The organism is Paenibacillus oryzisoli, assembly GCF_001653565.1.
GTDB lineage: Bacteria > Bacillota > Bacilli > Paenibacillales > NBRC-103111 > Paenibacillus_E > Paenibacillus_E oryzisoli.
In genome coordinates this window covers 36,870-56,195 of sequence record NZ_LYPB01000039.1, presented here as the reverse complement: position 1 = coordinate 56,195, position 19,326 = coordinate 36,870, and the positions used below count along the sequence as shown (strand labels likewise).

10 protein-coding genes and 1 pseudogene are annotated in these 19,326 nt (G+C 43.3%); 3 read left to right on the top strand and 8 right to left on the bottom strand.

The genetic code is table 11. From position 1 onward, the window contains the following. Positions 1-118: 118 nt before the first annotated feature. Positions 119-2,422, bottom strand: coding sequence for a helix-turn-helix domain-containing protein (locus A8708_RS01710; RefSeq protein WP_068661817.1), 2,304 nt, complete (start codon positions 2,420-2,422; stop codon positions 119-121). Between the two features lie 406 nt (positions 2,423-2,828). Next, positions 2,829-3,995: a serine hydrolase domain-containing protein gene (locus A8708_RS01705; RefSeq protein ID WP_068661816.1), complete on the bottom strand. Its 1,167-nt coding sequence runs from the start codon at positions 3,993-3,995 to the stop codon at positions 2,829-2,831. Between the two features lie 151 nt (positions 3,996-4,146). On the opposite strand from A8708_RS01705, the pseudogene A8708_RS34635 reads away from it, so the two are divergent. Then, positions 4,147-5,166: pseudogene (locus A8708_RS34635) on the top strand (IS630 family transposase). A gap of 124 nt (positions 5,167-5,290) precedes the next feature. Here the strand turns inward: A8708_RS34635 and A8708_RS01690 are convergent. The 6 genes from A8708_RS01690 to A8708_RS01665 form a co-directional block, all read right to left on the bottom strand. Beyond that, on the bottom strand, positions 5,291-6,088 hold the full coding sequence (locus tag A8708_RS01690; RefSeq protein WP_068661815.1) for a hypothetical protein: 798 nt from the start codon (positions 6,086-6,088) through the stop codon (positions 5,291-5,293). Positions 6,089-6,861: 773 nt separating this feature from the next. Further along, on the bottom strand, positions 6,862-7,386 hold the full coding sequence (locus A8708_RS01685; RefSeq protein ID WP_068661814.1) for a hypothetical protein: 525 nt from the start codon (positions 7,384-7,386) through the stop codon (positions 6,862-6,864). Between the two features lie 599 nt (positions 7,387-7,985). Further along, positions 7,986-12,014: an endo-1,4-beta-xylanase gene (locus tag A8708_RS01680; RefSeq protein ID WP_068661813.1), complete on the bottom strand. Its 4,029-nt coding sequence runs from the start codon at positions 12,012-12,014 to the stop codon at positions 7,986-7,988. A 40-nt stretch (positions 12,015-12,054) separates the two neighbouring features. Further along, positions 12,055-12,966, bottom strand: coding sequence for a carbohydrate ABC transporter permease (locus tag A8708_RS01675; RefSeq protein ID WP_068661812.1), 912 nt, complete (start codon positions 12,964-12,966; stop codon positions 12,055-12,057). A 14-nt stretch (positions 12,967-12,980) separates the two neighbouring features. Beyond that, complete coding sequence (locus A8708_RS01670; protein WP_239696490.1) at positions 12,981-13,781, bottom strand: ABC transporter permease; 801 nt, start codon at positions 13,779-13,781, stop codon at positions 12,981-12,983. A gap of 226 nt (positions 13,782-14,007) precedes the next feature. Next, complete coding sequence (locus A8708_RS01665) at positions 14,008-15,690, bottom strand: type 2 periplasmic-binding domain-containing protein (RefSeq protein ID WP_068661810.1); 1,683 nt, start codon at positions 15,688-15,690, stop codon at positions 14,008-14,010. 202 nt (positions 15,691-15,892) lie between these two features. Here A8708_RS01665 and A8708_RS01660 point away from each other — a divergent pair, with 202 nt between their 5' ends. Together A8708_RS01660 and A8708_RS01655 are read left to right on the top strand one after the other, a co-directional pair. After that, entirely contained in the window at positions 15,893-17,683 is a 1,791-nt protein-coding gene (locus A8708_RS01660) for a sensor histidine kinase (RefSeq protein WP_068661809.1), read from the top strand. A 15-nt stretch (positions 17,684-17,698) separates the two neighbouring features. Further along, positions 17,699-19,255, top strand: coding sequence for a response regulator transcription factor (locus A8708_RS01655; RefSeq protein ID WP_068661808.1), 1,557 nt, complete (start codon positions 17,699-17,701; stop codon positions 19,253-19,255). Positions 19,256-19,326 lie beyond the last annotated feature (71 nt).

The window sequence follows — 19,326 nt, the reverse complement described above, 5'->3', positions numbered from 1 at the left end:
CTAGCTACAAAGGTGGCCTGGCCCCTCCCTTGGTTGGACTTTCACCAACTAGATAATGCGTGCCTCTGGGCACGCCACATATAAAAAGCCCACGGCTAGTGCCGGGGCTTAGTCTCGATCAGGTTGATTCATTGCGCTTAGCATACTGCCCAGGTGATACACCTTCATATTTTTTGAAAATGCGGATAAAGGTATTGACGTTATTGCAACCTACTTTGCCTGCCACATCGTTGATGCTGTATACTTCCTCGGCATTCAGATATTCCTTGGCCTTGGTTACTCGATATTGGTTCAAGTATTCCTTGAAATTCTCCCCTGTGAACTTTTTGAACAACAAACTGATGTAGCCTAGCGAGAGGTTGAATTTCTCGGCAATATCTGACAACGAAATATCCTCATCGAAATGCGCATGAATATGCGCCAGAAGCTGCTCCGCCACGGTATGATCCTGCTTCTCGCTACGGCTGGCCATACCCGCCATGATAACCGTAAACACTTCATAGATTCGATCTCGAACCCGTTTGCGGTTCCCGGCCTGCTTCAGCTCATCATAGAGGGAGTCTTGCCCAAATAGCTCCCTGTAACTCTTATTCATCTGATTCAGAATCCGATGGACCGTTACATCGATGGCAAACACAAAGCGGGCCAACTTTTCTCCGCCAGCGTACCTTTCCTCCATATGTTCATCTAGAATACGGGTCAAAATAGCTTCAACCTGCTCTGTCTTTCCTTGCAGAACGAAGGTAATGAGTTCACGCTCCAGCTCCAGAGGATAGGTATACATATCTGCACTTTGCAACACAACATCATTCACGGTAATGACCGTGTTCTTGTCTATCGAGAAGCGGCGCTCTAACAAACGCACCGCATCCCGATAGGACTCGGCGCAGTTGCTTAAGGAAATCACCGGACGTCCGATGGCAGCCACGACCCGAATCTCCGTGTCCGCTTCAATGCCAGACAGAATATGGGTGAAGATCCGTTTCATCCGATCGATCTGCTGCTCCTTGACAATGAGAACATGCCGCTTATGCTCAAGTTCCACCTGTTCATAGTGAAATTCTCTCTTAACCGCCTCCAGAATCATCCGGAATATTCCCGTTTTGATCTCTACCACCGTCTCTACAGGGAACTCAGCATCTAATTCCTGAGCATCTACTAACTCCATCACAACTACGGTAACATCTTGCTGCACGTGCTCCAGCCCATATTTATCCGCATTGATCCTGACCTCCGCTTCGCCGGTAATCCCATAAAGCATATTGCGTAGAAAATGGTCACGCAGGGACAACCGGTTATTCTGGATGGTTTCCTTGAGGTTATCATTCATGCGGGAGATATTCACCGCAGTCGCCGTAATAAAGGACATGTCATCAGCGCTTTCTAATGCATCATCGTCAGCACCTCTCCTGCCCTGTTCCAGTCCCTTGAAAATGGTCAATACATTATGAATGGGCCGATAAATATTTCGTGAAGCTAGAAAAGCTACTCCAGCGCCGATTGCAAGCAGCAACCCGAACAACAATAATGAATGAAACAACAAGCCTGACAACTGCGGCTGCCAAGCATACCCCGACACCATAAACAGATATTTGACATTCGGAAGTACAGAAGAACTCACGAGATGCGCCTGATCATCGCCGTATTGTTCAACATAAGGAGCTCTTCGCTCCTTCACCTGAGCCAATACCTCATCAGAAATCCCTCCGTTAACCTCGTTTTCTTTGACATCCACCAATTGATCACCAGATAGGATGCCAATACGGTTCACCTGGGTATCTAATTTGAGTAAGTCCGGGTAAAAGCCGCCGTTGAAAAAGGAAATAACAAACATGAGATCATTCCTGCCAGTAAGCTCTTTTTTCACAAAAGAGATCGTATCGTACCCGTAATTCTCCATTTCGGACAATCGTTGTTGTACGAGCACGACATTGGAATACTTCGAATCTTTGATATATCCATCGATCTGCTCAATGTCTGTTCCCTTCAACGCCATTTCCTTATAGTACTTGTCCTTATCAATGGTCCCGAACGTTGTAATAACTAAATTGTCATCAGGTTTCATTACATCAATTCGGTAGCCATAGTTCTCGAAAGCTTCCCTATTTTTCTTTAGCTGTTCCAGCACCAACGTAATGTTGGCGTAATTGCGCGTTGTATCGTTGCTATAATTCAGAAAGTGTTCCGTTCTCTTCAATTGGTACACCAAATTAAAGGCCACCTGCAACCGAATGTCCATCTGTTCCCGCATCTGTTCCACAGATCTTGTGGCATTGGCATCCCACTTCTGGTTGAGGGACTCCATATTCTTATAGATCAGGAAACCAACAGCAATACTGGCGTATAGCAACACAATCAAGATGCATACGAGATACACTTTGGTGAAAAACTTCTTCTTTTGCACATCTGCCGCTCTTAGCATCCCCAGAATTCCCCCCCCCGCTGGATGTCATCCCCAAGTAAACGCTACCATTTTCTCCATCCTAAGCTAACTGGGAGCAACTGTAAAGAGTCCCTTTTCTATTTGACATCCTAGCTGGAACAAATAGGCTCTCCTTGCGCACATTATTTGTGCGCTAGCGTGCGACGGACCGGCGGGACGCTCTCCTTGCGCACATTATTTGTGCGCTAGCCTGCGATGGCCCGTCGGGATGCTCTCCTAGCGCACAATATTTGTGCGCTAGGGTGCGATGGCCCGTCGGGATGCTCTCCTAGCGCACAATATTTGTGCGCTAGGGTGCGACGGCCCCGCGGGAGGCATTAAATCTTATACTCTTCAAAGAAAGACCTAGCCTTGATGGCTAGGTCTTTCTTACATTCAGTCGCACTTACGCTAACGCTCCATAAATAGTAGCCCGTAGTCGGGGATGGATGTAGGGCTCCTGGCTAGGCAGTAACTGCTGCATATACACGACGGACAGCTCTTCCTTTGGATCAACCAGCATGTACGACCCGGCTAGACCAGCCCAACCGAATTCACCGATGGAGCTGTTACTGCCGCCTTCTGCTCGATCGAGCATGACGCGAACGCCTAAACCATAGCCGTATCCACGCATCTGCTGCCAATTGAAATCCTTCAGTTGCTGCGGATTTAAATGATTAGTCGCCATCAATTGAATCGTCTTCGAACTAAGAAGCCGCACCCCTTCATATTCCCCGCCTCTCGCGAGCAGCTGGGCAAACCGGCTGTAATCCCCAATGGTCGAAAGCAATCCGCCGCCACCGCTTTCATAGCGGCTTCCAGGTTGATAGCTGGCGTCCGTCTTTGTATTTGGTGTAATCGCACCACCTTCTGGACGATCATAGATGGTGCATAGACGATCCCGCTTGTCTTCCGTTATCCGGAATGAGGTATCGAGCATCCCTAACGGATCGAAAATCTCCTTCTGGAGAAACTCTCCAATGGTTTGACCTGTTAACACTTCAATCAATGCAGTCAGAACATCGTGACTGAAACCATACTTCCAGCGCGTGCCGGGATCGAATTCCAGCGGAATGGACGCCAATCCGCCTGCTAACGTCTGCATGTCTAGCTCCTCTCTTTTAACCCTCTCCAGCAGGGAACGGGTTCCTCTTTCGGTTTCCGTCCCATCCCCAGGATAGGTAAGCCCAGAGGTCATCGTGAAGAGATCCTTAATTAGAATCGGATTGCTCACAGACGATAATGACTTCGTACCATTCTCGTTATCACGGAATGTCTGTAGATTTTTGAATGCAGGCAAGTATTCTTCCAATGGATCGTTAAGCAGATACAGTCCTTTCTCATACAACATTAGTGCCGCTGCACAAGTAATGACCTTCGTCATGGAATAGATCCGGTAGATCGTATCTGGCGTGATCTCCTTCTTCCGCTCCAAATCCGCATAACCTAGTGTTTCGTTATAGATGACTTCTCCACGTTGTACAACGGTACAGGCACAACCTGCCGGTCCCTTTTCCAGAAAACTGCTCAGAAGTGGCGTTAATCGTTCATCAAGTCGCTTGTTTGGGTTCATTTTGCTATTCCCTCCGGTCTTTACTGGTTTGATTCAGATCATATTTTACATTCTAGATAAAACGGACTTAATATCTTCACTATGCCATCAGATGGGTAAATAGAAAGTAGGACTAACCCAAAGGTGGCGTTGAAAAATGAATAAACAGTAGATTCAGAAACTCAATCAAGTGATAAAGGAAACGCATGACAAGCGACTTTATGAGCGCTATTTAGCTGTTCGTCTCCACTTGGAAGGACATAGTTTTACTGAAATTAGCCGTCTTCTTGGACTCGTGCGCCAAACCATTAGCATCTATTGGCGGAACTATCAAGAAAAGGAGATCGATGGCCTTTTTCTAGAACATTCGCCTGGAAAACCATGCCGTCTGAATAACGAACAACATGAACAATTGACCCATTTACTGATTCATGAGCTGCCTGCAGATGTCGGTTTTGAAGCACGGTATACCTGGACCCTGCCGCTCATCGTAGCTTGGATTAAACAAGAGTTTAGCGTCGAATACAGTGTGCGCGGTGTTAGTAAAATGTTAAAGCGACTCGGCTTCAGTTTCACCAAGGTTACCTATACGTTAGCAAAAGCGGTTCCAGAAGCCAAAGTTGCCTTTAAAGACACAACATTTCCGGAATTGAAGAGCAAGTTGGAGGACGGCACAATCGATCATCTGCTGTTTGAAGATAAATCTATGATTCGGGCATATTAAGCTTTGCAGTATAGCTGGTTTCCTAAAGGGCAGCAGCGTAAGTTCAAAACCTATGGCCGACATGAAGGGGCCAAGTTGTTCGGTGCCATTAACTATGAGACAGGACGGGTCCACCATCGCGAAGAAGAAAAAGCGGGTCTAGCTTCTTGAATTCGTTTCCACCTCCAACTGTTGGATGCTTATCCTGATGGAAAGATTGTTATGATTCTAGACAACAGTGGTATCCATCATGCAGCAGACTTACAAGTCTTTCTACATGAACATCCACGATTGCAGCTTGTTTTTCTTCCACCATACAGTCCTGAACTCAATTTAATGGAAGGTGTTTGGAAATGGCTGAAAAGTGATGTCATCAACAACGTGTTTTTCAGCAAATTTTATCACATCCGGCTCCATGTCACTGCCTTTATGAACCGACTCAATAAGCACCCTCAGCAAACCATTGATCGGCTGCTTATTCGGTTATAATCTTAAGTGCGTCTTATATAGCTTTTTCATCTTATGTCCATTACTTTCAATCAACATTTGATTATTATCTTTTTCATCCCTATAAATTTTCTTTATCAAATTTTGTTGCACCCAACCCTCACTTCTACTCAAGATCCAAATCGGATATCCTCAATATTTTAGGATAAGAACTCTTTCTATCAATCCATATATAGGCACAAATAATAAAAAAATAAAATAATCCAAGAATAATAAAAAACCACTTTAATGGTGCTGCCATTTCGTTGCTAAGCACTGGGGCTAAAATTGAAACAGAACCAAAGAAGATTATTACACCTAACCTAGAAGAGTTATTCAATGTTAGATTGAATCCACTAACACGAAATGATGTTATTTTCTCGTTAAGATCATCTATTCTTCCACGATCAATAATACCTTTTGGAATTCCTTTAATGGTTCCTTTAATAAGAGGATATTTCTTTTGATCCGTATGAAGTAGTTCTATTACAGCGCCATCATTAGGGTCTAAATAATCGAAATTAAGATTAACTATATTTGAACAATCTACATCAATTTGAACAGATAATTTATTGATTCTGCGATTCTCTTTAATGATATTCGCTCTAAGAATTTGTGTACCTTCAGAGAATTCAAGTCTAATCCTATCATCTTTAATGATGTCAATCCCATTAACTGTAGTAGTACCAGAATTCCAAAAAACTAAATGACTTTTTGTAAGCCTGGGTATGCTAATCCCTTTATACAAAATATCTACGTCATCAGATAAAGACTTCCTTTTTCCGATAAGTCTAATAAAACTTGTTTTATAAGAGAGTTGATTTTTAACACGCGTAAATTTATAGAATACTATGGAAAAAATGATACTAAGCGCTCCTATGAAAGATCCAATCCAACCCTGATTAATAAAATCCATTGTTCCCATCCTAGTGATAATCCCCTTTTTATATTAATACATTGAGATTAGCACCTTTCACCCTAAATTGGAACATTTTTCCGAGTTATTACCCCATTTATTCTAAATCTTCCGCTATGTCTCTTTTCAACCATACTTCGCTAACTTTCTCATAGTGTGAACTCCTTCCACTAAACCCCAATATGCATGTTTCATGCATAGCCATATATATTAAATTTGTACAAAAGTACTTTCCTTTAACCTTGCGGCAAATCCATCAACCCTACCAATTTCCCCCACAATACTAAATAGGCGTTTATAGATTATTTATACAAAACACCGAGAAAACACATAGATATCGGGTTTTCGATATTTGTAAATATCTTGGAGTTTACTGTAGTTAACAATTTTTGATCGCATATACGCTGCTTATGCAAAATAAAGAAGCACTCCAATGGAGTGCTTCTCAACTAAATCTTATCTTTATACCAAACCTATGCTTAGAAGAAACTTCCAGATGAGATCAAAAATTGAACCGAGTTAATATCTTTTGATGCCCCAGGCCCATGCAACCAACTATTCACATCTGCCTCTAATGTTGAATGGTTAGAATTACTGAATGCTTTTAAACTAATCTTAATGTTCATTTAAATCACTGTATGTCCTAAGTTCTCCATTATAGTTGGCAGCTTGTAAATTACTTTTTTGTCGAATACAATCTAATATAATTAAGTGGATCTCCTCGCGAGTTCCTGGCCTCGGATTATGCTTTGATATCACACATCAGATTTCTCCCACTATCATCATTCTCCGTGTGAATTTTTGTATTCCTCGATAGCTGCAAAAGTAGCATCTTTAATATTTACTTGCTTAATACCATCTTGAACTGCTGCTTCAACAATTTTTTTATGTTCCTCCGATCCTAAAAATTCTTGCATATAAGTACTAATTATATTATCGAGTTGCTCAGAAACCATTTTTTTGTGTTTCAAGCTGTTAACATAAAAAATGATGCTAACACTTAAGAGCACTGTCATGTCATTCACTTTTTCAAGTACCGACTGCTCCCAGTTAATATCCAAAAAAGGAATAACCATAAAAAGAGAAACTGCTATGAAATACAAGATATCTTTCAATCTACGAAATTTAAAAGGATCATTCGATTGAGCAACATTATAGTCCAACAAATCAATAAAAGTGAATGTTAATGCTGAAAGAGCAAATCCCATCAAATATGCTGTTGGTAAAACTAGGAGCTCAAAGTAATTTAAAAAAGTTAAAATCAACAAACTAACTGACATGTATTTTGTTATTTGTGCAAGATACAAGTTGTCCCCCACCTTTTTTATACCATTTTCTTACATCGGATGAGAATTGTAAACATATTATACAAAGAAATTGAGTTTGATATTTGAGTGCTCAGCATTTTGTCGGCAGTTTATCTCAATACAGCTTCTCTTACAACGGTCTCAGACAACCTAAAAAGGACATTTGAGTACTAAATAGCTGCAGTTCTGCTGCACTCACTAAGAAGGCTCAAATTATTGCTGTTACTAGCTTTAATTCATTTTCAGAAAATGAGTGCATCAAATGCTAGAATTGTGACGCACTCAAATGCTACTGGATTAGAAAAGCGACGTAAACCATCCTGGTTCAGGCTTTTTATTCACCAGTTTTAGAAGGTATTTTATCCGTTAAATAGTAAAGACAGTAAAGCGCAATGAATTAAGAAAAACCGTCAGGAAAGAAAAATTCCCTGACGGTCCTTTTTAGGTTGCACGTACATCAGTTATTTTGTACTCATATCCACGAATACCTTTGTAATACTCTGAATACATCGATCCTTCACAGCTTTCACATGTAAGTAATTTCTTATATGTTAAAAAATAGCCCTACGATTTCTCGTAAGGCCTTGTATCCAATCCCATTACACTACTCTCTTAGCCACAAAAGTAAGATCATAAACATCAATCACGCCGTTCTTATCAATATCAGCTTTACTTACCTCCGCCCAGTTCGCACTTGTCGAAGATGCTCCAAAATGATAAGCGACAAACCCTATGTCAGCTACGCTGATTTTGCCATCCGGAAGTCCCCCTATGCCAGCGATATCCCCTGTGCTAGCCGTGATAAGTTTACTTGTAAACAAAGCAGCAGCCTGGCTAATCTGTACGACGGCTTGATCCAACTCAGCTTGCGTAACATCTGGTTTACCCAAAGTAACTTCCGCAGCGGCAATGACCGCTTGCAACGCTGATTTCGCCCCCGTGATATACTGGCCATTCGCATAGCCCTCCACTGCACCGGCAATCAAATTTTGAGCATTGAGCAGCGAAGCCTCGAGAAATGTTTTATTCAGTATTGCCGTAACGCTGACTGTTTTTGCAATTGGAGCAGCCTGCCACTCATTCCCGTTTCCATCTGCAAGTAGGATGGGACCGATTCCTATTGTAGCTCCGCTCGCTGTGGTATTCATTGTGAAAGTAAAGCGCAATACGGACACTTCGCCATTTAAAGCGTGGTTAGCGTCGGTTGTCGCCAAGACGAATCTCTCGATACCCGCTGGGGTGCTCGAAGTTTGGTTCAAGATAACGGTGTTTGCTGCAAGTGGCTGTGCGTCGATCAACGTAAACACCTGATTATCATAAGTTAGCGTTACATCCTGCGCTGACACATGGCTCGCTCCCTTTAATCCATAGTCAAGCGTATACGTTGCACCTATTTGCACCTGATCGCTGCCCGTCATAACGGCAACCGGTGTCCCAGTAGAGGCTGCTCCTTCTACTAACCGGATAACACCAAAGCCAGATGTGTCCACCCAACCCGAGTCAGTCACATTGTTCCACATGGCTACACTATTTCTTGTTCCAATGCCGGGATCATCATTAACCTGCACATCGAAGCCCATAACATGGCCTTTCACCGGGGTAATTTTATTCCAACGGATTGCAGCTTCCACCCGGTATCCTAGGATACTATTGTTTGCTCCATACACCGTCTTGGTAACCGATTGCAACTGATCTTGGAGGAATGTCCCGCGTGAACTAATCTGATTCAAGTAATTGAAGCGAATTTGTGCATCATCATTCTCATAAAGGCTGCTCTTGTGATTATTCTCATCTATAAACAATTCTACCGAATCCTGTAAGTGAGTCTGCGCGTTCGTTGCGCTTAACAACGGGTCATCCACTTCAACCAACACATATAAATACTGATTATCCCACTGGGTGCGGAATTTCCCTTTAGCACCTTGTGCGGTTGAAGAGGTCGAGTACCTTTCGGTCGTCTGAACAGAGCTCTCATTCCAGCTTGGGTCAATCTCTCCGTCAATGATCGGTGTACCTTTTCTGGATTCCGCATACAAGGAGGCCGTGGCAAATTTCAACAATCCCACGTTAGCCATCGTGACGGCTTGCCCTCCCGATGTGTCATTCCAATGGATCGTATCTGTCCCATTGATTACGCTAACATCAAACCCTATGTTTTTCCCTACAGCAGGTAAGGAGCTATCTAATGGCAATCGGAAGATCCCTTTATAACCGCCTGCTGACTCTTGCAAATAACCCTCACTCCCTTGAGCTTGCAGCCTACCATACGTATAAGCATGATCATCCTGATCATAGACCGGCTTTCTGCCGTTATTTCCATCCACGAATACCTTCACTGCATCCGTTGCATCTACCGTACTATCCTCGACCTCTACTTTGACATACAAGGCATTGTCATGCCATAGCGTTTTGAAAGAAGCTTGTGTATACACGCTGCCTGTAACGGTTACTGGTGTCATATAATCCCACACAGGATTATTTAGTCCTGCAGCGTCGATCGTTAACGCCTCACTTTGCTCGGCATGAATCGCTTGAATGCGTACTGGCAGCTTACTTGGATCTACCAATGCCCAATAGGCTGACTTCGCTCTTAACGATTCATCGAAAAGCAATGGAAGATCCTTGCGGTTACCTGGCGTACTGTCCAACCAAGTGCGATCGTCTGCCAATCCCCAAAAGGTAATCCCTGTAATATTTGCTTTATACTTATTGAAAACTTCGAACATGTCTTTAAATTGATAAGCTTGCTGAACTAACAGAGCGTCCACAATCTGCTTATCGGCAATGGCATCGTACTTTTCAGTGGCATTTTTGTAGATGGACATATCCATCTCTGTAATCTGAATATCGATGCCAAGTGCCGCTAGCTTCGCCATCGTACGATCTACCGTATCTTTATCGGGAATATAAATCGTATTGTGCGTTTGCACGCCGATTCCATGAATAGGTACTCCCTTTGCAAGCAGGTTCTGAATCATACTGATGGTGAAATCGAGCTTAGCAGTTGATTCGAATATGCCGAATTCATTGTAGTAAAGCTTCGCATCCGGGTCTGCTTCATGTGCATATTGGAACGCTTTTTCAATAAACTCCGGTCCCGCTATACTATACCAATCGGTTCTGCGGAAGCCATCCGATTGACTGGCATCAATCGCTTCGTTGACGACATCCCAGGCATAAATCTTGCCTTTATACCGCTCTACGATCGTTTTAATGTGGTTTTCTAATCGCGCATACAGCAATTCTTTGCTCGCAGGTTGACCTAATGCATCGACGAACATCCAATTGCCTACCCCTTGATGCCAAACTAAGGTATGCCCACGTACTTTCATCCCATTTGCTTGTGCGAAATTTACATATTTATCGGCTGTATCAAAAGTAAATACCCCTTCTGTAGGCTGCAGATAAGATGGTTTCATGGAATTCTCAGCAGTGATGCTATTGAAATGCTTCTTTATCAAATCACTGTGTACATCACCATTCAAATAATCTGGCGGTAATGCCACACCAATTGGAAAATCAGCGGCAAAAACATCCTTTAACGAAGGGATATTGGTTTCGACAACCTTGGGAGGAAGTACTTTCTCCACGACGCTGACATCATCCAAGTAGAAATCAGTTCCCGTACTTGCTGACTCGAAATAAAGATCCAACGAAGACAAGGTACCGCTATACTCCAACGTGAATGCGCCAGAGATTTGCCTCCACTCCCCACCTTTTGCCGTTACAGAAGCAACACCTTGGTAAGAGGTTACGCCACCAATGACCTTCTGGAGACTTAAACTAATTTTCTCTTCCTTACCCTCTGGAAGTCTTACCCAAGCTGACACCAAGTAGGTTTTTCCCTTTACTAACTTACTTATCATCGGCTGCATGACGCCTTTCCAGTTCGCACTGCGTCCTGAAACCAAGAGACTTTTCGTACCATTATAGACAGGTTGTGGTGCATAGACCGCTTGGAGAACGACCCCGCTGCCCCGTATTTGCCAAGGGCTGACCCCGACCTCCATACCCGAATTACTAACCAGTTCATTTGGTTTCTCCAGAAGAACTGCATCATCCACATAGATATCGAAGGCATCTGTAGCGGATTCCAAATATAGAGCCAAGTTCGTAATTGCTCCCGAAGTTTCTTCCGTTACTTTGTAAGTTGCTTGAATTTGGGTCCATTGTCCGGCTACCAGATTCTTGGCAGAGCCCACTCCCTTAAACACGCTGGGCTTCGTTCCCCCATCAATGCTCTTATCCAGCGTAAGCCGGATCTCCTTCCCGGCACCCGCAGCATCCACCTTGACCCATATACTGATGTCGTATTCACTGCCTACCTTCACCTTGCCATAAACCGCCTGCTGCACACCGCGAAATGCAGCGGTACGGACAACCTTCATGCTGTATGCACCCGTATGAGCATCACTATTGGCGGTGAGCGTTGAATTCCCACGCGCTGTCCAACCATTCACTGTTCCTGTTTCGAAGTCAGGGTTCGTAAACAGGTTTGAAGCAATCTGCCCGGAAGGCACCGTTGAATCTATCGCTGCCATTCCAGTCAAAGGATGTAGAAGCGACAAGACCATTATGAATGTAATAAACACGATGAGCTGGAAACCTTTCATTACTCCTGAAAACATAATTATCCCTCCTTTATTCTTAGTCAAAACTCTGAGAAATCTATCCTTTCACACCGCCAAGCGTTAAGCCTTTGACAAAATAGCGCTGTAAGAAAGGATACACGAGAATGATTGGCAAACTGGAAACAACGGTCATCGTTGCACGGATAGATCCTGGTGTAACCGCATGTTCGGTTTGCCCAGCTGATGCATCCTGTAAGGCTTGCTCCATCGTTCCCGTCACTTGTTGATTCGCTGACTGCAAAATCTTCATAAGCTCATATTGAAGCGTGCTTAGATTTGGATTATTAGATGCGTACAGGAACGTATCGAACCATGCGTTCCATTGCGAAACGGCAATGAATAACGCGATTGTAGCAAGTACAGGCATACACAATGGAAATATGATTTGTACAAAGATGCGAAAGTCGCCAGCTCCGTCTATTTTGGCTGATTCATTCAAACTCTCCGGCAAGGAATGAATATACGTCCTGATTACTAACAGATTAAAGGCTGTTACGATACCCGGAAGCACATACACCGCAAAGTTATTGACCAATCCAACATCCCGGATTAGAAAGTAAGTGGGAATGAGTCCGCCATCAATATACATGGTGAATACGTAAGCCATCGTAATGAAACTTCGCAACACATAATCCTTCCGACTGATGGTATACGCCACCATCGCCGTTAGAAACACACCTGAAACAACGGCAATCACTGTACGGAGGAGAGAAATCATACCCGCATGCCAAATATGGGAATCTCGAATCAAATCCTGATAATTAAATAACGTAAACTTTCTGGGCAACAAATATATGCCACTCTTCATACTGTCCGTTGCGTCATTAAGTGAAAGCGCTATTACATTGAGAAAAGGGTATAACGTAAATACTAACAATAAGCTCAATACAATCGTATTCATGATGTCAAACAGATTACTGCCTGTGAATAGCTGTTTTGTACGATACATGCCCAGTCCCCACCTTATATAATTCGTTCTTCACCCATTTTACCCGCAATGTAGTTGGCCATTAGCAGCATGGCAATACTGACGACACTGTTGAATATACCTGCTGCTGCTGCAAAGGAATAGCGTGATAGGCGTATGCCGTACTCCAATACAAAGATATCGAAGACCATCGACTTATCCTTAACCAAACTGTTCCCGAGCAAGTACTGCTGTTCAAATCCAGCCTGCATCACGTGACCAATACTCATGATGAGCAGAATCACGATGGTTGGTTTTATACCCGGAAGGGTAATATGACGGATTTTCTGCAATCGGTTGGCTCCATCGATATCCGCCGACTCATAGAGATGCGGCTCGATTGCGGAGATTGCCGCCAAATAGATGATGGCGTTCCACCCTACATTTTTCCACACATTCGCGATCCCGATAATCCACCAAAACAGGTCCGGTTTCCCCAGCCACATTTGAGAAGAATCGATGACTCCCAGCTTTAGCAACAGAATATTAACGATCCCATTGTCAGAGGAGAGCATCACCATAATGATATTGGCAGCAACTACCCAGGAGATAAAATAAGGCAAATAGGAGATTGTCTGTACCGTTCTCTTAAACCAAGTCACTCTCACTTCATTTAATAAAATCGCCAACCCGATCGCCGTAATGAAGCTAAACGTAATATTGATGGCGCTCATGGCAAGGGTATTGCGAAGAACCTGATAGAACAACTCATCTGTAAAAATACGTTTAAATTGCTCAAGACCAACCCACTTTTGATGTAAAAAGCTTTTGCCTGGCACATACTCTTGGAAAGCCATCGACCATCCCCATAAGGGCATATACTTAAAAATGAATAGATGGATCAAAAGCGGGACAGACATTAGCACCAAGACTCTTTGCTGCCATAGTCGCTGAGTAAAAGTTTTTTGCAGTATGATGAACCTCTCCTATCCGCTTGTTCATTACGTTCTCTTTCTCTATAAAATGCCAGCTGGCATGAAGGTGAGGAGAACTCTTGTGGAGCCCTCTCTCACTTCCATATTTTTACCAATTCTTCATGCGGAAATCGACCGATTTCTGAAGTTCATCGATATACGATTTGGTATCCAAAGCCTTAAACTTCCCTGTATACTCTTCCCATACTTTGTCGTAGTCAGCTGGATTCGACATAACTAGCTTAGGGATGTATGAGGTCAATAAATCATCGATCTTTTGTTTCGTTAACTCAGCTTTACCGCCTTTTTCTAGTACAATATCAAACAGCGGGAAATACTTGCGTGCCTCAGGTTTTGCAAAAAGATCATTGTACGATGAAATCTCATACGCTTTAATGATTTCTTTATCGATGTCGTTATACGTCGTTGTAAGCAGTTCTGCCTGATTGTCAGCGCGCGCCGCATTGCCATCTGCCCAGTATCCAACCGAGATTGGCAGCCCTAGGAAGTAATCGCCGCCCCACTGCTTTTTGTACTCCGGATTCTTAAAGTTTGCGATCATATCAGGAGTTCTATAGAATCTGCCCTTCTCGTTAACTTTATAATCAACATCTTTTACGCCCCAAGAAATCAAATTCTGCGTATCTTGTTTAGCCAGATAATCCAAATACTTGATAATGGCAACTGGATCTTTGGCATCCTTCGAAATTCCCATACCGGCCGATGTTGACATCCCTAGCGGTGGTGTATATTGCTCTTTGATGCTGGTATCGTAAACGAGTGGCAAAGGTACGAATGAACGCTCTGGTTTCTCCTTATCCAGAATATCTATGGCTTTGCCTATCTGGAAACGCTGGTCGTGTAAACCAAGTACTCTGCCTGAAGTAAGTTTGGCAATGTATTGATCGTAGTTCATGATGAACATCTCTTGATCCAACAACTTCTTGGCGTTGATTTCATTCAATTTCTTATAGTAACGCTTCGACATGTCTTTATCCTGGAAAGTATCTACCTTGAAGCCGCCATCCACCTTGTTGGCAATCCCGGCACCGTCATTCGGATAACCTGCGAGGAAGAACGACGGATTAACCAAGTCATGTTTACGCGAGCCCTCCATAATTCCTTCAAAGCCAATCGTTTTGCCGCCTTCAATTTCCGGATACTTCTTGGCATACTTTTCAATCACATCAAAATATTCATCAAGCGTCTTAATCTTCGGATAATTAAACTCCTTCAAAACGGCTTTCTGAATCCAAAAGCCAGTTTGAGGCGTTCCCAGCAACGGAGCCTTATCTCCCTCTTCGTATGGCACCCATCCTGGGAGGAAATAAACCTTACCATCCGGTTGTTTCAGCTTATTCCAACGGGCATTGTACAGCTTCTTCAAATTCGGAGCATATTTGTCCACTAACTCATCGAGCGGGATGTAGGCGCCGGCACTAAGCAGCTTGGAAGTTGAAGGCCCTCCATCCATGAGATCCGGATAATGACCGGAAGCAATCATGACGCCAATTTTGGTATCCAAATCACCCACTAGATATTCTCGCTTTAGCTTGACATTTGTCTCTTTGTCAATGATGTCACCTACGCGAGTGGACCCTGGATAATCCGGTAAGGAACGATTAATAAATACACTAAATTCTTTTGGTTCCGCTTTCGTATTCGTATTCGCAGTGCCCCCTGAATCCGTACTGCTTGTGCTTGGTTTCGACTCCCCACTGCTGCATGCTGCAGCAGTCAAGGCTAATGCAGCGACTAGCGTTACGGAAGCCGCTTTTCTGAAAACCTTCATTAGGACTCACTCCTTGTGGTTGTATCGTGCAGGTCATTAACCTAAACCTATTATAAGTAGGAATATCTTACCATTCCTATATGACAGAATATAGAATTCGTTCGAAATACTATAGCATTTCATTTGTAAGCCCGCAGAGACCTTCCCTTGGCATGGTTCCCTCTTTATAATGAAGGAATCAATACATGATGGAGGGTTACCGATGCCCGCATTCTTTGGTTTAGCCAGATTGAATAACATGAAAATCCATAAGAAACTGCTGCTCATCTACATTTTCTGCGTATTCCTGCCCATCACACTGAGTAACTATTTGTTCTACGCCAAAATAACCCAAAGCGTGAAAAAGGAAGAGCAGCGAAATATCGAGCTTTCCCTTGAGCGTCTAGATAATCAACTGACTCGTTCCTTCAAAGAAGCCGCAGCGTTGAGCAACAATATATATTTTTCCCGTAGTTTCTACGAAGGTTTGGATACCACTTATCAAGACAATCTAGACTATACCCTCAATTATGGGAGTTATTTCCGTACTCCCCTTATCGGAGTCACCCCTTATTTCCAATATCATTTCACCATTAATTTCTATACGGATAATCCAACTGTTCTTAACGCTGGAAGCGTTCTCAGAATTACGCCAGATATAGTAAATAGCGCTTGGTACACACAATCTTTCAATACCACCAGCAGCCATCGAGATATGTTCTATTTTGGACAGGAAGTGACTGGCGATGGGGAACGACTGTTCAGTGTCATTCGGAAAATGAATTACTTTACGTCTTATTCCCAGTATCAAAAAATACTAAAAGTGGATATCCGGTATAATGTCCTCGCTGAGATCTTTAATAGTGAAAGTACCTTAGGTAAATTTACCCTTGTTGACGACAATAACAGAGTCATTTATTCAAGTTTGCCGCAGCAGCCATACTTAGCCCTCTTCAATGCAGCTACTGTGCCGGATAAACAATTTACAATGACCAAGAATCTCACTACGTTTGATTCCATGACAGGGTATCGAATTATCGGGTGTTACGAGGAATCTGTCTTCCATAAGGCGTTAGAGCAGCCTAAGAAATACGTTTTGCTCATCGCTTTAGCTATGCTGTTGTTTGCAACTATTCTCATTATTCTGATATCCAGATCCCTATACTTCCGAACACGATTGCTCTCCCGTCATATGGATAAGGTCGATAACCAGCATTTCACGCTAATTGAGTATCCCCATGTCGGAAAAGATGAGATCGGTCTCTTGTTCCACAGCTTTAACCGGATGATCCGCAAAGTCAAACAGTTGATCAACGATGTGTATGAGGCGGAACTTCGGCAGAAGAACTATGAACTGGAAAGTAGACAAGCCGAGCTAACAGCCTTGCAAAGTCAGGTTAATCCCCACTACTTATTCAACGTATTAGAGACCATTCGGATGAAATCTGTGATCAAAGGGGAACTAGAGACAGCAGATATTTTAAGCTACATGTCGAAGTCATATAGAAGGTTCCTCACTTCCAACCGGGAATGGGTAACCGTAGAAGAAGAATTGGCCATGATTCAGGAATTTCTCTCTATACAGAAATACCGGTTTGAAGATGAAATCGATTATTCGATTGAAGTTGAGAAGAACACGCTTCCCTGCTACATTCCCTCCATGGTCTTTCAACCCTTTGTGGAGAATGCATTTAAGCACGGGATACAAGGATTAGATGAGAAAGGGCTAGTGTCTATTCGCGTCTATGCGGAAGGGGATTATCTGGTTTTCTATATTGAAGATAATGGCCTAGGAATGAAACCAGAGAAGTTAGATCAATTATTGGAGAACGTTCGAGCTAAAGAACCGCAACTTAACCGAATCGGCATGCAAAATGTATTTCGCCGGATTACCTTTTTCTTTCAGGATCGATTCGAATTTAACATCAACAGCAGAGAACATGAATTTACATCCATTGAGTTAAAAATTCCTCTCTGCCGAAAGCATCCAATCAATGGCTTTGATGAAAATTAAAGGAGTTGTGCGAACATGTTGAAAGTTCTTCTCGTAGACGATGAACCCGTTATTCGCGCGGGCTTAGCCCAACTTATTCCTTGGGAGAAATACGGTTATACCATTGTCGCCAAAGCCAAAAACGGCGAGCAAGCTCTACAGCTCATTCTGGCGGATATGCCGGATGTCATTATTACCGATATCCGCATGCCGAGAATGGATGGCCTTCAATTGATCCAAGCCTTGAGAGAAGAGCACAATTTGCAGACACCCGTTATCGTGTTGACCGGTTTTAACGAATTTGACTATGCTCGTCAAGCGATCCGCTATCAAGTTCGGGATTATTTACTTAAGCCTGTGGACAAAGAAGAGCTAATTATCGCACTTTCACGCATACGCTCCAGCTTCAATATCGATCACGCATTACCTGTCGATAGCCATTCTCGGAATGCCATTCAATTATTACTGCGCAGCACAACGAGCCATGACACGAGAATAGAACTTTGCCAATCCTTAAAAGCTCACTATCCTGTATTACTTCTGGTTATCATGCTGCAGAAACACATCCAACCTGCATACACCTCTATCCATCAGCTTCTGGTGCCGGTGCGGGAAACCTTTCGGTTGTCCGACGCGTCCCTTCGCATTTACATTGACGCAGACGGGTTCATCGCGGTACTCATCCACCCTGAATCTGCTCATCTCAGTAAAACGGAGGAAAAACAGCTTGCCTACGCCTTGCTTCATGCGATTCACGACAACCTGGATCAGGAAGCGTTTCTTTCTCTCGGTCCTCTTGCTCACTCATCTGAGCAGTTAGCCGATGCATTCGGAGCTGCATGCGCTGCGTCTGTTTATTCCTTGTACATGAATCGCCCAACGGTTCTAGCCTATGAAGATATGAAGCTGCTTCCTCCTTTTAGAAGCCACTATGAATATCTCGCTTTCTTTCAACAATTGAAAGAGTCCATTGAAAATAATAATCCGCAAGACATGGAAAGAATCGTCACAGCGATCTTTGTTTACTTTGTGGAACAGTATATTTCTCCCGATACCATTAAGGTACACTTATATCGTTTCTTGCTTGAGATCGAGAAGTATGTCGCCGAAATGAACGGCGATATTCAGCCGATTATCACAGCCGCTAATCATATTGATCTCACCTGCACAACTACGCCGATCCGTATTCAGCGAGAGACATTTCTGGATACTTGCCAGCAGATTGGCACGGAAATAGCTTTCCTCCGTGCTCAACAGAATTTCGGGATCATCGATCAGATTGAGCTCTATGTAAGTAGTCATTACCACGAAAATATGACTCTAAAAGATGTTGCCGCCAAATTTTATATGAATCATGCCTATTTAGGACAGCTCTTCCGTAGAAAGAAAGAAATTCATTTCAATGAATATCTTCATCAGGTTCGCATCGAGGAAGCGAAGCGCTTGCTGCGCCGAACGGATTTGAAAATTGCTGAGCTTGCCAAGAAAGTTGGATATAATGACCCTGCCTATTTCAGCGGTAAGTTCGAAAAGCATGTAGGCGTTACGCCAACGGCTTATAAATTAGAATTGCAGGCGCCGCGGCGACAATAGGCACTCCCTATTCGAATAGTTGAATATTATGGCATTCATTTTCATCTATAGCAATATAAATAAGAGAGACA

Coding starts and splice junctions, on each gene's coding strand:
- A8708_RS01655 (WP_068661808.1), top strand. CDS start 17,699: ATGTTGAAAGTTCTTCTCGTAGACGATGAACCCGTTATTCGCGCGGGC.
- A8708_RS01660 (WP_068661809.1), top strand. CDS start 15,893: ATGCCCGCATTCTTTGGTTTAGCCAGATTGAATAACATGAAAATCCAT.
- A8708_RS01675 (WP_068661812.1), bottom strand. CDS start 12,966: ATGTATCGTACAAAACAGCTATTCACAGGCAGTAATCTGTTTGACATC.
- A8708_RS01705 (WP_068661816.1), bottom strand. CDS start 3,995: ATGAACCCAAACAAGCGACTTGATGAACGATTAACGCCACTTCTGAGC.
- A8708_RS01690 (WP_068661815.1), bottom strand. CDS start 6,088: ATGGGAACAATGGATTTTATTAATCAGGGTTGGATTGGATCTTTCATA.
- A8708_RS01680 (WP_068661813.1), bottom strand. CDS start 12,014: ATGTTTTCAGGAGTAATGAAAGGTTTCCAGCTCATCGTGTTTATTACA.
- A8708_RS01665 (WP_068661810.1), bottom strand. CDS start 15,690: ATGAAGGTTTTCAGAAAAGCGGCTTCCGTAACGCTAGTCGCTGCATTA.
- A8708_RS01710 (WP_068661817.1), bottom strand. CDS start 2,422: ATGCTAAGAGCGGCAGATGTGCAAAAGAAGAAGTTTTTCACCAAAGTG.
- A8708_RS01670 (WP_239696490.1), bottom strand. CDS start 13,781: ATGGCTTTCCAAGAGTATGTGCCAGGCAAAAGCTTTTTACATCAAAAG.